The 13,925-nt window shown below is 40.4% G+C and carries 10 protein-coding genes; 8 read left to right on the forward strand and 2 right to left on the reverse strand.

The window, feature by feature from the left end:
- The first annotated feature begins 62 nt into the window (after nt 1-62).
- The 5 genes from acnA to LA313_RS00400 all read left to right on the forward strand — a co-directional run bounded on the left by acnA (nt 63) and on the right by LA313_RS00400 (nt 7,008).
- On the forward strand, nt 63-2,795 hold the full coding sequence (gene acnA / locus LA313_RS00380) for an aconitate hydratase AcnA (RefSeq protein ID WP_228912625.1): 2,733 nt from the start codon (nt 63-65) through the stop codon (nt 2,793-2,795).
- Between the two features lie 87 nt (nt 2,796-2,882).
- Nucleotides 2,883-3,101: a hypothetical protein gene (locus LA313_RS00385; protein ID WP_228912626.1), complete on the forward strand. Its 219-nt coding sequence runs from the start codon at nt 2,883-2,885 to the stop codon at nt 3,099-3,101.
- 232 nt (nt 3,102-3,333) lie between these two features.
- Entirely contained in the window at nt 3,334-4,383 is a 1,050-nt protein-coding gene (locus tag LA313_RS00390) for a Fe(3+) ABC transporter substrate-binding protein (RefSeq protein WP_228912627.1), read from the forward strand.
- Between the two features lie 70 nt (nt 4,384-4,453).
- A complete protein-coding gene (locus tag LA313_RS00395; protein ID WP_333473536.1) occupies nt 4,454-6,028 on the forward strand; it encodes an ABC transporter permease in 1,575 nt (524 codons plus the stop codon).
- Nucleotides 6,028-7,008 carry an ABC transporter ATP-binding protein gene (locus tag LA313_RS00400; RefSeq protein WP_228912628.1) on the forward strand — a complete coding sequence of 327 codons (981 nt, stop codon included), beginning with the start codon at nt 6,028-6,030 and terminating at the stop codon, nt 7,006-7,008. Before LA313_RS00395 ends, LA313_RS00400 begins: the two co-directional genes overlap by 1 nt.
- 86 nt (nt 7,009-7,094) lie before the next feature.
- Here the strand turns inward: LA313_RS00400 and LA313_RS00405 are convergent, their stop codons facing one another.
- Both LA313_RS00405 and LA313_RS00410 read right to left on the reverse strand, forming a co-directional pair.
- On the reverse strand, nt 7,095-7,535 hold the full coding sequence (locus LA313_RS00405; RefSeq protein ID WP_228912629.1) for a universal stress protein: 441 nt from the start codon (nt 7,533-7,535) through the stop codon (nt 7,095-7,097).
- Between the two features lie 120 nt (nt 7,536-7,655).
- Nucleotides 7,656-8,939: a chloride channel protein gene (locus LA313_RS00410; RefSeq protein ID WP_228912630.1), complete on the reverse strand. Its 1,284-nt coding sequence runs from the start codon at nt 8,937-8,939 to the stop codon at nt 7,656-7,658.
- Nucleotides 8,940-9,360: 421 nt separating this feature from the next.
- Between LA313_RS00410 and LA313_RS00415 the strand changes: the two genes are divergently transcribed.
- From LA313_RS00415 to LA313_RS00425, 3 genes are all read left to right on the forward strand, one after another.
- Nucleotides 9,361-10,854, forward strand: a complete 1,494-nt coding sequence (locus LA313_RS00415) for an MFS transporter (protein WP_228912631.1) — start codon at nt 9,361-9,363, stop codon at nt 10,852-10,854.
- A gap of 20 nt (nt 10,855-10,874) precedes the next feature.
- Nucleotides 10,875-12,470 carry an MFS transporter gene (locus LA313_RS00420; RefSeq protein WP_228912632.1) on the forward strand — a complete coding sequence of 532 codons (1,596 nt, stop codon included), beginning with the start codon at nt 10,875-10,877 and terminating at the stop codon, nt 12,468-12,470.
- 387 nt (nt 12,471-12,857) lie between these two features.
- Nucleotides 12,858-13,913, forward strand: coding sequence for an MFS transporter (locus LA313_RS00425; protein ID WP_228912633.1), 1,056 nt, complete (start codon nt 12,858-12,860; stop codon nt 13,911-13,913).
- Nucleotides 13,914-13,925 lie beyond the last annotated feature (12 nt).

Consider the following 13,925-nt stretch of genomic DNA (forward strand, 5'->3'; position numbering starts at 1 on the left):
AAATTGATTCTTTTTATGTAAAAGCAAAATTCGCCATTTAACCCAATGAACAAGATTAAATAATGGACTATAAAATTGCCTCTTTAAGAAAACTACAGGACAATGGTTTAAATGTAGAAAGACTTCCTTTCTCTATACGTATTTTACTTGAAAATGCCATGCGCAACCATGATGGTTTTGCCATAACAGATGAACATCTGGATACGCTTTCCCAATGGAATGCAGCAGGAACAGATAAGGAAATACCCTTTAAGCCTGCCAGAGTACTTATGCAGGATTTTACCGGGGTTCCTTCGGTTGTGGATATTGCTTCTTTAAGATCTGAAGTCATAAGAAAGGGAGGCGATGGTAATAAGATTAACCCTGTAATTCCTGTTGATCTCGTAATCGATCATTCGGTTCAGGTTGATTACTTCGGAACAAATTATTCCGAAAATAAAAATGTGGAACGGGAATATGAACGTAACAGTGAACGTTATAAACTGCTCAAGTGGGGTCAAAAAGGAATGGATAATTTTACCGTGGTTCCTCCGGGAATGGGAATATGTCACCAGGTAAACCTTGAATATCTTGCGCAGGGAGTTATTCAAAGAGACGGATGGGTTTTTCCGGACAGTCTTGTAGGACTCGATTCTCACACTCCAATGGTCAACGGAATCGGAGTGTTAGGCTGGGGAGTTGGAGGTATCGAGGCAGAAGCCGCTATGCTTGGTCAACCGGTTTATTTTACCTGTCCGCAAGTGGTAGGATTAAAACTCACAGGCAAAATTCCCGAAGGTTGTACAGCTACAGATATGGTCCTTACAATTACGAGGTTATTACGGGATGTGGGAGTGGTTGGAAAATTCGTGGAAGTTTTCGGCGATGGCCTGGATCACCTTACAGTTACAGATCGGGCCACAATTTCCAATATGTCTCCTGAATTTGGTTGTACGGTCACCTATTTTCCGATAGACAACCGGACGCTCGAATATATGGAGAAAACCAACAGGTCGGGGGAACATATAGAGCTGGTAAAAAAATATTGCGAGGACAATCTGTTGTGGCGCACCGGTAATGAAAATATAGAATATTCAGAAATAGCTGAACTGGACCTTGGTAGTCTCAGGCCAACAGTTTCTGGTCCTAAACGCCCACAGGATAAGATCTTTGTGGAGGAGCTCGACACAAAGTTCCAGGAATTGCTGAAGCAGGAATTTCAAAGACATTATATTCCTCTTGAAGAACGCCAGGAACATCGTTGGCTTGCAGAAGGTGGTTCCCAAACCCAGTTTACGGATAATCAGGAACATCGTTCCCCGGATGTAGCTGTCGAAAACGAAATGAAACTCCGGTCTGTTAAGATCAAACACAAGAATGCAGAATATCATTTAAGTGATGGAAATATTGTTATTGCTGCAATTACCAGCTGCACCAATACTTCAAATCCCGCAGTAATGGTGGGAGCAGGCCTGGTGGCAAGAAAAGCATTATCCAGAGGTTTGCGCACCAAATCCTGGGTCAAAACAAGCCTGGCACCGGGATCAAAAGTAGTTACGACTTACCTGAATCGTTCTGGACTCTCTGAAGATCTTGATGCCTTGCGTTTCCATACCGTTGGTTATGGCTGTACTTCCTGTATTGGAAACAGTGGACCGCTTCCAAAACATATTGCCGATGCGGTAGATGAGAATGAACTTGTAGTAGCATCTGTACTGTCCGGAAACAGGAATTTTGAAGCGCGGGTACATCCGCAGGTGAAAATGAATTTCTTAATGTCCCCGATGCTAGTAGTTGCCTATGCACTTGTGGGTCGTGTGGATATTGATCTTATTAATGATCCTTTAGGTTTTGATCCCAACGGACTGCCGGTTTACCTCAAAGAAATCTGGCCAACGCAGGAGGAGATCAACCAAACCATTAAGGAGAGTATGAAAGTGGAGGATTTTAAACAGGTTTATGATGTGATCTTTGACGGTGAGGAGCAATGGAAAAATCTTTCTACCGCCGAAGGAAATGAATATATCTGGGAGGACAATTCCACTTATATTAAAGAAGTTCCTTTCTTTAAAGATCTTTCTGAAACACCCAAAGATCCTGAAGATATCAAAGATGCCCGGGTGCTTTTATTGCTGGGAGATTCTGTAACTACAGATCATATTTCCCCGGCCGGAGCTTTCAGTGAAAAATCTGCGGCAGGCCAATATTTGAAGAGCAAGGGAGTTGAGCAGAAGAATTTTAACTCCTACGGCTCCCGTCGTGGAAATCACGAAGTGATGATGCGGGGAACCTTTGCTAACGTGAGGATCAAGAACAGGATCACAGATAAGGAAGGCGGTTATTCCACCTATTTTCCAACTAATGAAACCCTGACTGTTTATGATGCAGCCATGAAATATGCTGATGATAATACGCCGCTCATAGTTATTGCGGGAAAAGAATACGGCAGCGGATCTTCACGCGATTGGGCAGCAAAAGGAACCAATTTACTCGGGATAAAAGTGGTGCTTGCTGTTAGCTTCGAAAGAATACACAGGAGTAACTTAATGCAGATGGGAGTGATGCCTCTGGAATTTATGAACGGGGGAACAGCGGAAACGCTTGGAATTAAAGGCGATGAAAAATTCACCTTTAAGGGAATTTCTGCAGATCTTCATCGGGGTAAGATCATCAGGGTTTCAGCAGAAATAGAAAATGGTAAGAGAATAGAATTTGATGCTAAATCCCGTCTGGATTCAGACATAGAGATTGCATATTACACTAATGGAGGTATCTTACAATATATCTTGAGGCAATTTATGAAGGAAGGGAAGTAATTTCAACTACAGATTTATTTCATACTATGGGATAGCATGTTTTTTTATTTTTTAAACGACAGGAGAATTTTTAATTAAAATTAAATTATGGGTAGACCTTCCACAAAGCCAAAAGATTTGAGAGATGATTATTACATTGAAGTCAGGAATAAAAACCAAAGATCTGGTGTCAAAATTCGAAGAGATACCATAAGCCAACTTCAAGTGGCTATTGATGAATATAAAGAAAATAAGGAAGTTGTTATTCTGGGTAAACAAGAGAACGGAAAAATGAAAGACATTTCCGAATTCAGCGTCGAACTATAGGAGTTGAATCTAAATCAATTTGGCTAAAATTAATAGCTCACACTTTGTCCTGTAGTTGAGACCATGTGAAATAACAGAAACTTTTGAATCATTAAAAAATCTGTAGTGAAAGCTGCAGATTTTATGTTTTCAGGTGGGTTATATCCACAGAGACTATCGAGAATCTACATCTGAATAATTATTTATAATGAATCTAAATAATTATCTTTGTAGAAACACATAAAATTCTGAAATGAAAAAACTGATACTCCTTAGCGCAATAGTTTTGCTAACGGCTTGTAAAAACGATAAAAGTGGAAATGAAAATAGACCCGCCACTGAAAGTGAGGGTCAGGTGGTAAATGTATACACGCATCGTCATTACGAAGCAGACCAGGAATTATTCAGGATGTTTGAGGAAAAAACCGGAATAGACGTTCAGGTGGTCAATGCAAATGCCGATGAATTGATCCAGAAGATGAGTATGGAGGGAGAACAATCCCCGGCAGATGTTTTGATCACTGTGGATGCGGGAAGATTGACAAGGGCCAAGGAACAGGGATTACTACAACCCATAGAATCTGAAATTCTTGAGAATGCCATTCCTTCCCATTTAAAAGATGAAGATAACGAATGGTTTGGCCTCACAAAAAGGGCAAGAATAATCGCTTACGTTAAAGATCGCGTAAATCCGGAAGAATTAAGCACCTATGAAGATCTCGCTTCAGATAAGTGGAATGACAAAGTACTTATAAGATCTTCAGGAAATATTTATAATCAAAGTTTGTTAGCCTCTCTAATAGCGCATAACGGGGAAGAGGAAGCCACTACCTGGGCAGAGGGCATGGTAGAAAATATGGCAAGAACACCCCGGGGAGGTGACAGAGACCAGGTTAAAGCAATAGTTGCGGGAGAAGGTGATCTCGCGGTGGTAAATTCTTATTACATTGGGAAAATGTTAAACTCCTCAGATCCTGAGGAAGCAGCCACTGCAGAGAAAGTGAGATTGTTTTTCCCCAACCAAGAGGGAAGAGGTACCCATATCAATGTAAGTGGTGCCGGAGTTGCAAAACATGCCCCGAATAAAGAAAATGCAATTCGGTTTATAGAATTTTTGGCTTCCGAAGAAGCACAAGAGATCTTTGCAAATTCAAATTACGAATATCCGGTTCTCGAAGGATTAGAACCTGCACAGACCTTACAGGAGTGGGGAGAATTTAAAGAAGATACCTTGAATTTAAGCGTATTGGGAGATAATAATAAAGAGGCAGTTTTAATATTTGATGAAGCAGGTTGGAAGTAGGGGTATTTTTTCCATAGGATCCCGTTTACAGCGGCTTAAAAGAGATAGTAACAGATGGTCAATATTTACTTTGGCCATCATTCTTTTTATAGCTCTACCAATTATTTCTATCGCAATAAAACTTTGCGACGGCCCGGGAGAAACCTGGGGTCATGTTGTCGATCATTTGTTGCTGGACTACATTGGTAATTCTTTGTTCCTGGTTTTTTTCTGCGGGATTCTGGTATTACTTCTCGGAGTTTCTTCGGCATGGTTTGTAGCGAGATATGAGTTTCCATTTAGGAAACAGATGGAATGGCTTCTTATTCTACCTTTGGCAATTCCTTCCTATATAGTAGCCTATACTTATGCCGGTATTTTCGACTACGGTGGCACTTTGGATCTGATCCTTCGTGTATTGGACCTCGAATTTATCAGGGTCGATATTATGAATAAAACCGGATTAGCTTTTATTCTTGGAATTTCCTTGTTTCCCTATGTCTATTTAAGTGCAAGGGCTTTTTTTATCAATCAGGCGAACAACCTGTTGGAAGCTTCAACCATGTTGGGAGTAGGGGAAGTTAAAACTTTCTTTAAATTGATGTTGCCCCTGGCAAGACCGGCAATTATTGCAGGATTAATTCTTGTGCTTATGGAAGTGCTGAATGATTATGGCGCGGCAAAGTACTACGGTGTGAACACCTTTACTACGGGAATTTTCAGGTCCTGGTTCTCTCTCGAAGAACCGGATACAGCAGTATATTTATCGGCCTTGTTAATTGTTATAGTTTTTGCCCTTATTCTCTTTGAAAAATGGCAACGTAGAAATGTAGAAGTATCTTCTTCAAAATCCAATAATCACCGCATTCACAGGAAAAGAGGAAGTAAAGGAATGCAGGTTTCCATTTTGTGTTTTGTACTTATTCCCGTGGCCCTTGGATTTTTTATTCCGGTTTTGCAGTTGATTTATTGGACCTTCTTAACAGCGGGGAAAGTTTTTGATATGGATTTTATAATGCTGTCTGTTCAAAGTTTTGGAATTGCTATTATTTCAGCATTAATAACGGTTTTCTTTGCTGTATTACTCATTTATTTTGCCAAATGGAGTATGCTCTCTTTTTTCAAAAACATTGCGAAAATGGGAATATTAGGGTATGCCATTCCCGGAGCGGTAATTGCAATCGGTGTAATGATACCCACCCTCGCCTTTGACAAATGGCTTATCCATTTCCTGGATGACTGGTTCAATATTCATACGGGACTACTTATTAACGGAACGCTCGTTGCCCTTGTATATGCTTACTCCGTTCGTTTCTTAGCGGTGGCTTATAATCCTATAGAATCAACTTCTCTGAAAGTTCACAGTACAATTCCCGATTCATCAAAGGTGCTTGGAGTGGGAAACCTGAAAACATTCTTTAAAATTGAGTTCCCTTTAATCAAAGCAGGAATTTTCAGTGCACTTATTCTTGTTTTTATCGATGTACTAAAGGAGTTGCCTCTTACCTTGATTCTGAAGCCTTTCCATATAAATACAATGGCCGTAAAAGCCTATCAATATGCAAGCGATGAAATGGTAATGGAAGCAGCTATACCCTCATTATTCATTATTTTTACTGCTGCAATTCCTGTGATCTTTTTGAACAAACTTTTAATAAGGAAATAATGCTGAAGATAAATTCACTTTCTAAAAGCTTTGACAGGGGAAAAACTTTTGCTCTGAAAGATGTCTCTTTTGAGCTTGAAAAGGCTAATGTATGTGCAATAGTGGGAGAAAGCGGAAGTGGAAAAACCACCCTGGTAAGATTAATTTCCGGTCTTGAAAGACCAGATCACGGATCTATCGAACTTGATGGCAAAACAATTTCTTCATTAAGAAAAATTATCCCTCCGGAAAAGCGAAAAATCGGACTTGTTTTTCAGGAGTACGCTCTTTTTCCTCATTTAACCATTCTGGAAAATATCTTATACGGGGTTTCCAAACAGAAGAATAAGAAAGAAAGAGCAAAAGAAGTGCTGGAACTGGTTGGATTAACTTCCCTGGAAAAACGTTATCCACACCAATTATCCGGCGGACAACAACAGCGGGTGGCTTTGGCCCGGGCTTTGGCTCCCAATCCTTCGTTACTTATTCTGGATGAGCCGTTCAGTAATCTGGATGCAATGCTGAGGATGCAGCTAAGAAATCAGGTCTTTGAGATCATCAAGAAAACAGGAGTTACGGCTTTGTTTGTTACCCATGATACCCAGGATGCACTTTCAGTAGCAGATGAAATACTTATTCTTCAGGAGGGAGAAGTAATTCAAAAAGATGGTGCAGCCAATTTATACACAAAACCGAATTCGGTATATGTTGCTTCCCTCTTCGGAAACACCATTCAGCTCACCAATACACTACAGGAAGCCTTTCAATGTCCGTTGAACATTGACTGCTGCCACGCCATCCGCAATGAAAACTTTAATATTAATACTGAATGCGAATACATCTCACATGCAACGGTGATAAAAAAGACCTTTTTAGGAGAAACTGTTCAGTTATTGCTGAAGCTGGATAATGGCGAGCAACTTTCGGTAGTCACAAAGGAAAAGAATGTGGCAGAGAGAATTAGAATCGGATTTGATTCTAAGGATGTTTTGGAATTTTAGAAATAGAGACAGGGACATAATTTTTAGCCTCTGCTACCGGAGCACTAATTTTGCCATCTGTTATAAGCCCGGATCCTGAATAACTCTTACACTATAGGAACCGCTAAAAGTGGAATCTTCAATTCGTCCACAAGGTCCTTTTTCTTATTGGAGGTAAAAAGTTCATAGAGAAAATCCTTTTTTCGGTGCCCCGCGATTACAAGGTCTATCCCGTGTTCCTCTACTTTCTCCTTGATCGCTTTACTGACAGATCCTTCTACTATAAAACCTTCTGCAGGAATACCATGGTCCTTTCCAATTTCTGAAACGCATTGCTTAACAAAAGCAGCTTCTTTTTTTTGCTCCTCAGCTCTTTCATCGAACACAAATTGAGGACCGCTTTCGCGGGCAAGAAAATCATCGGGATTTGAAGCGGTGACATGTGAGATCCAGATCTTTCCATCTGTCAGTTTTGCCAGTTTTACTGCCTGAGCTATTAGCTGATCAGCATGTTCAAGATTTCCAAGGGCCACAAGTATATTCTTCATAATCTAATATTCACTTAACTTTAAAGGTAGCAAAAAAAAAGCCGGGTGGTTGTAACTCACAACCCATAATTGACAGCTAAATTTAATCCCAAGAAAAAACCATTACCTCAAACATCGCATTCACCCTTCACTCTCCAATTTCCGGGTCATTTGGGAAGAAATAAAGGGAATCCGGGGTGCAAGAAAGTATCCGGTGAGGCTGGCAAAGAGGATTGGGATGAAATAAGCAAAACCTGTGAGAGTTGCCAGCAGTATAGTTGTACTCATTGGGGTTCTGGTTACACAGGCATTGATCCCGGCCATACAGGAAATGATCGCCAGGGCAGGATCTACAGTGGGGAAAATTTGGTGAATAATTAAACCTATAGTGGCTCCAACGAAAAACAACGGAATAATGAATCCGCCTCTCCATCCGGATGTCACGGTAATGGCAATAGCGAGTATCTTAAAAATTAAAATAGCAAACAGGAAACCAAGAGAAAGATCATTTAGGAACAATTCATTGATCTGGTGGTGACCAAAATACCGGGTAAGGGGAAAATAATAGGCAATGATCCCTAAAACTAAACCACCCAGAAAAGTTTTCACGAAAATTGGATATTCAATTTTGTTGAACATCTTTTTTAGAGTTTTGGTACAAATGATAAATATCCAGCCAAAGATTGTGGCCCCAACAGCAAATAGAACAGCATAGACAAAGTCGAACTTATCCTGCATTTCATAAGTGGGAAGATCCCAGATAGGACCCAATCCCAGATGAATAATTAGTGCAAAAATGATGTAACTGAAACAGCTCGCCACAAAAGCGGGAATGATAGCCTGATAGTATTCTGCAGCATGCTTATGGTGAAGGATTTCGAGGGAAAATAAGCTGCCCCCAAGCGGTGCCCCAAACAAGGCCGTAAATCCAGAAGCCATTCCGGCAATAGTCATTGACCGGAAATCCTCTCCTTTTAACCGTAGTACTTTCCCAAACCAGGAGCCGGTAGAGCCTGTTACTTGCACCAGTGGTGCCTCCGGTCCCAGGCTTCCACCCGAGCCCACGCAGAGAAGGGAAGATAACACCATTGAAAAATTGTTTCTGGGATCCAGTTTTCCTTTGTTGAACTTAATGTTATTCACAATAAGATCGATTTCTCCCGGATCACCGAAGAAATGGATGATCAATCCGGCCAATAACCCGGCAATTGCCATTGTAGGGATCACCTGCCAACCTTCAAAAAAGGCGAGCCCGTGCGTTAGCATTTCCAGCACGATCCAATAAAAGCCTGAAATGACTCCTCCAATGATCCCTAATAGTGCCCAAAGCAAAAAATTCCTGCTAAAGACAAAAGGACTGAACCTAATGGGCTGGTCCAGGATGTTAAGATAGTTGACTAGCCTTCGTCTGGTTCTAATTTTCAAAATTTAGATTTTGATGTGCTATAGTTTGAAAGTCCAAAAATTTTGTGAGCCGCAAGTTATCAAAAATTGAAAAAGGAGAGGCAGGAGGGGAATGATTATTAAGTTTAATAATTTTATGCTCCTTTTTTGTTGGATATAAAAAGCGGTCAAAGATGGGTTGACTTTCAACTCTCCTAAAGACCCGTATTTCTCTTTGTGGTTTCCTTGGTTGGAAAATAGATTCTCTGCAGCGTTTCTTTCTTCACCTGATAATCTGAAAGTTGTTCTGAATGTTATGGCAGAAATTTATAAATCTCACAATTTTAGCATTATCAATAGATTTCCTAACTTTAAAAACCTTTGAAAATGATCTCTATCATTTTTCAAGGTTCTAGTTCCATGTAGTTTCGTAGCTTAATATAAAGGACCAAAATATCCCATAATGGCCAAACCTACTTTTACTGCTCACAAGATGCTCTTTTTAAATACCCTGGCATTCACAATTTGTTTTGCTGCCTGGATGTTCAATGGTGTTACGGTTACCTTTTTAGTGGATAATGGAGCTTACGATTGGGATTCGGTGCAAATTGGGTGGCTGCTTGGAATTCCGGTCCTTACAGGAGCGATTTTTCGGCTTCCTGTTGGAATCCTGACCGATAAGTACGGTGGAAAATGGGTATTTGGTGGTTTATTAATTTTGAGTGCTATTCCTATGTTCCTATTGAGTTATGCTGATTCTTTTTGGGAATTTGCCCTGTACAGTTTTGGTTATGGTCTTACGGGAGCGGGATTTGCAGTTGGAATAGCTTACACTTCAGTTTGGTATGATAAGGATTGGCAGGGAAGGGCTCTGGGGATCTTTGGAGCCGGAAATGCCGGTGCTGCTCTAACTACCCTTTTTGCCCCAACGATTTTACAAAATCTTACCAATAATGGAGCAGACATCGATAATTGGAGAATGCTTCCAGTGATCTATTCTGTAGTACTCATTTTAATGGCTGTAGTATTTGTTGTCTTTGCTCAAAATAAGAAGCCCGACACGCAACGTACAATGAAAAAATTGCTGAAGCCTTTAGGAAATATACGGGTGTGGAGATTTGGGTTGTATTATTTTCTTGTTTTCGGATGTTTTGTTGCCTTTTCGCAATGGCTGATGCCTTACTACGTGAATGTTTATTATTTGCCCCTGGTTACTGCAGGTATATTAGCTGCCGCTTTTAGTTTTCCATCGGGGGTTATTAGGGCCCTAGGAGGATGGATGTCCGATAAATGGGGTGCTCGTAAGGTGATGTACTGGGTACTCGGTTCTTCCCTGGTCATAAGTTTTCTACTTATTTTCCCGAAAATGGAGATATATTCACCCGGCAATGGAATAATGGCAAAACAGGCGGGGGAAGTGACTCAGGTTAGTGAAAATAAAATAATCGCTGGAGAGGTAGAATATAATCTTATTCCGAGAAATGAAACTGATTTTGAAGAAACTAATAGAGATTTTGTATTTCCGAAAAAAGAGACTTGGCAAGAACCGGTAGTATCAGAGGGGCAGCAGATACAAAAAAAGGAGCTTCTTGCAAGTGGAGAAACAAAGATATTCTTCCAGGCGAATGTCTGGGTCTTTACAATTTTGGTCATACTTCTCGGGAGTGTTTGGGGTATAGGAAAAGCTGCAGTTTATAAGCATATACCAGAATATTTTCCCGATGAAGTAGGTGTTGTTGGAGGAATGGTAGGTGTTCTTGGTGGTTTAGGCGGATTTTTCTGTCCCATAATTTTCGGTTATCTGCTGGACGGAACTGGCCTCTGGACCAGTGGCTGGATGTTCACTTTATTTATCTCGGCTATTTGCCTGTGGTGGATGCATCGGACTATACAGAAGATGATGCATAAGGAACAACCGAAATTAATGCGCCAGATTGAATCGAAAGAAAAAAATTAAGTGGATTAAATATAAATGTTATGAAGACCAACTTAGAGGAATGGAATGTTGAAGATCCGGTTTTTTGGGAGCAAAAAGGTAAAAAAATAGCTTATAGGAACCTGTGGCTTTCAATTCCCGCTCTGTTGCTTTCTTTCGCGGTGTGGATGATGTGGAGTATTATCACCACCAAAATGAAAGAATTCAATTTTCATTTTGGAATGATCACCCCCGGGATGTCCGAAGAAATGGTGAAAGAACAATTGGCGGTTATAAACAATTTATACTACACTTTACCTGCCATTGCCGGGCTTGCCGGTGCCACCTTAAGAATTCCCAATTCTTTTCTAATAGCATTGGGGGGAGGTCGAAATGTTGTGTTTACTACAACTGCGCTTTTGCTGATTCCGGCCTTTGGGGTAGGATTCGCCTTGGCAGATCAAAGTACTCCCTATATCACCTTTGCTGTACTCGCTCTATTATCCGGATTTGGGGGTGGGAATTTTGCATCTTCCATGAGCAACATCAGTTATTTTTTCCCGAAGAGAATGCAGGGAACATCCCTCGGTCTTAATGCAGGAATAGGAAATTTGGGAGTAGGGATCATGCAAAAAATGATTCCTTTCGTCATAGGTATCTTTCTATTTTCAGCTGTCGGGAGCGGGGGCGATGTAGTGGAAAATGAACCTTTGGCAGGATTACAAAATGCAGGCTGGATATGGATTCCTATTGTTATAGCAGCGGTTGCCGCATATTTTGGAATGAATAATGTAGTCACTGGTACTCCGAAGCTTCCGAGCACAGTTCAGGGTATTGCCAAAACACTTTTTATGGTGGGTATAGGCCTTTTAGCTGCCGCTTTAGGGTCTTATTTATTGGTAGGGTTGGAGGTCAACATGTGGATAGTACTTCCTGTGGTGGTTATTCTTACGTTACTATTGATGAAATATCTAAGCCCAAAGGATATTAAACAGAGTCTTGATAAACAGTTTTCCATACTTTCAGACAAGCACAACTGGATCATGACAATTATTTATACCATGACCTTTGGTTCTTTCATTGGATTTTCTGCGGCATTTCCAAAACTTTGTCAGGATATATTTGTTTATACCGATCCGGCTAATCCACAATATACAAATCCCAATGCACCAGATTTCTTAACCTGGGTTTTTATTGGACCTATGCTTGGAGCCTTGGTTCGACCTGTGGGAGGTTGGTTGTCAGATAAAGTAAACAGTGGTTCAAGAGTCACTACTTACAGCACAATAATAACTGTAATAGCTACTATGGCGGTAGCGTATTTCGTGGTACAGGCCCGGGAAAGTGTTACTCCTGAAGCTTACTGGTGGCCTTTCTTTGCTTGTTTTATGGTGTTATTCGTAACTACAGGAATTGGAAATGGTTCCACTTTCAGGAGTATACCTTATATCTTCAGCAAGGAGAAAGCCGGGCCCGTTTTAGGATGGACATCGGCAATTGCAGCCTACGGGGCATTTATTATTCCGCAGGTATTTGGAGAACAGATTCAAATGGGAACCCCCGAATTTGCCCTTTATGGGTTTGGAGTGTACTATTTAATTTGTTTGGGACTAAACTGGTGGTATTATGACAGACCGAATTCCGGTATTAACTGTTAGTACCTTGGTTTGAGAAAGCAGAAAACACCTCTCCATTTTTAGTGGAGGGGTGTTTATTTTTTTTTTGAATTTAAGCTGCACCTGAAATAATTCAGGTGATGACTAAAAATTAAAAAAAATTTTAGTCGAACGTTTCTAGACGAATAGTCTTTGTTCTATACCTGTTTTACAGCTTAAATATGATATTCATCATATTTTTTCCCTAAGTTGATATACATCTTTGCCCGCCACCGATTTCAGGTATAGAAATCATCGGGAGAAGAAAATGTTCATTCATAATTTAGACTTGGTTTAAATTAACTTCTCCGAGACTCAAAGATCACCTCAATTACGGTAAAATTTTTATTTTAGGGAAACTTCAAAATTTAAGATTAAAGAATCCGTGATATGTACAGACTATTTAAAACTTTAAATAAAGTAGCCTTAATTAAGGCCACCATCGCAGCAGTTCTGACAGTTGTACTGGTGCTTATAGGTTCTCGGAATCTTCAGAATTTTGATCCGGCACTAATCGCGTATTTGATCGGTACCGTATTTGCCATTTTTGGAGTTGCATATCGCTATTCCGTTTGGATTCAGCGACCACCCACCAGGTTGTACTGGCGCAGAAGTATGCAGTTTCTTTTCAGTAAATATTTTTTTCCTTATTTGTGGCGCTCCACAAAATTATTTTTTAAAAACATCCTTGCACAGAGATTTATAGCTCATCGCAGCAGGACGCGGTGGGTAGGTCATTTCATGCTCGCAACCGGATGTTTGTTAGCTTTTGCCATTACAATTCCTCTTACTTTTGGTTGGATACATTTTGTGCTCAAGCCAGGAGACGACACGACGTATTATGCCCTGTTATTCGGTTTTGAAGCAGGATCTTTTCAATTAGGTTCGCCTCTCGCATTTATTGCCTTTCATGGTCTTGTGTGGTGTTCTGTTTTAGTTACTATCGGGGCTATAATAATGATGAAAAGAAGGTTTACTGATGGTGGTCTTATTGCTACACAAACTCTTGAAAATGACTGGCTGCCGTTGATTCTTTTAATAGCCATCTCTGTGACAGGACTTGGCATTTCTTATGATTACACTTTTCTTGAAGGGAAAACCTATCAGTTCATGGCTGTGACACATGCCATTACAGTTATTCTGTTCTTGGTGTGGCTACCCTTCGGAAAGTTTTTCCATATCTACCAGCGGCTTGCTCAGCTGGGGGCAAATCTTTATAAAACTGAAGGTACCCGACGTGGAATGGCAGTTTGTCCCCATACAGAGAAGGAATTTGCCACTCAAACTCACGTAAAAGATTTAAAATACGTCACAAAAGAATTAGGATTTAACTACGATAAAGCGGACGGTTCCAATCATTTGGATCTAAGTCCTGAAGGAAAAAGATCGGCTTTGGCTAAAGCCCATTTAAAAGCAAGAAATGAAGCCGGAAAATTATTCGGTTAAATAATTTGATAA

This window comes from Salinimicrobium sediminilitoris (assembly GCF_020866905.1).
Classification (GTDB): Bacteria; Bacteroidota; Bacteroidia; order Flavobacteriales; family Flavobacteriaceae; genus Salinimicrobium; species Salinimicrobium sediminilitoris.

Bases quoted from the DNA above. Each gene is read 5' to 3' on its own strand.
- LA313_RS00400 (WP_228912628.1), top strand. From the start codon at position 6,028: ATGCTGAAGATAAATTCACTTTCTAAAAGCTTTGACAGGGGAAAAACT.
- LA313_RS00405 (WP_228912629.1), bottom strand. From the start codon at position 7,535: ATGAAGAATATACTTGTGGCCCTTGGAAATCTTGAACATGCTGATCAG.
- LA313_RS00390 (WP_228912627.1), top strand. From the start codon at position 3,334: ATGAAAAAACTGATACTCCTTAGCGCAATAGTTTTGCTAACGGCTTGT.
- LA313_RS00385 (WP_228912626.1), top strand. From the start codon at position 2,883: ATGGGTAGACCTTCCACAAAGCCAAAAGATTTGAGAGATGATTATTAC.
- acnA (WP_228912625.1), top strand. From the start codon at position 63: ATGGACTATAAAATTGCCTCTTTAAGAAAACTACAGGACAATGGTTTA.
- LA313_RS00415 (WP_228912631.1), top strand. From the start codon at position 9,361: ATGGCCAAACCTACTTTTACTGCTCACAAGATGCTCTTTTTAAATACC.
- LA313_RS00420 (WP_228912632.1), top strand. From the start codon at position 10,875: ATGAAGACCAACTTAGAGGAATGGAATGTTGAAGATCCGGTTTTTTGG.
- LA313_RS00425 (WP_228912633.1), top strand. From the start codon at position 12,858: ATGTACAGACTATTTAAAACTTTAAATAAAGTAGCCTTAATTAAGGCC.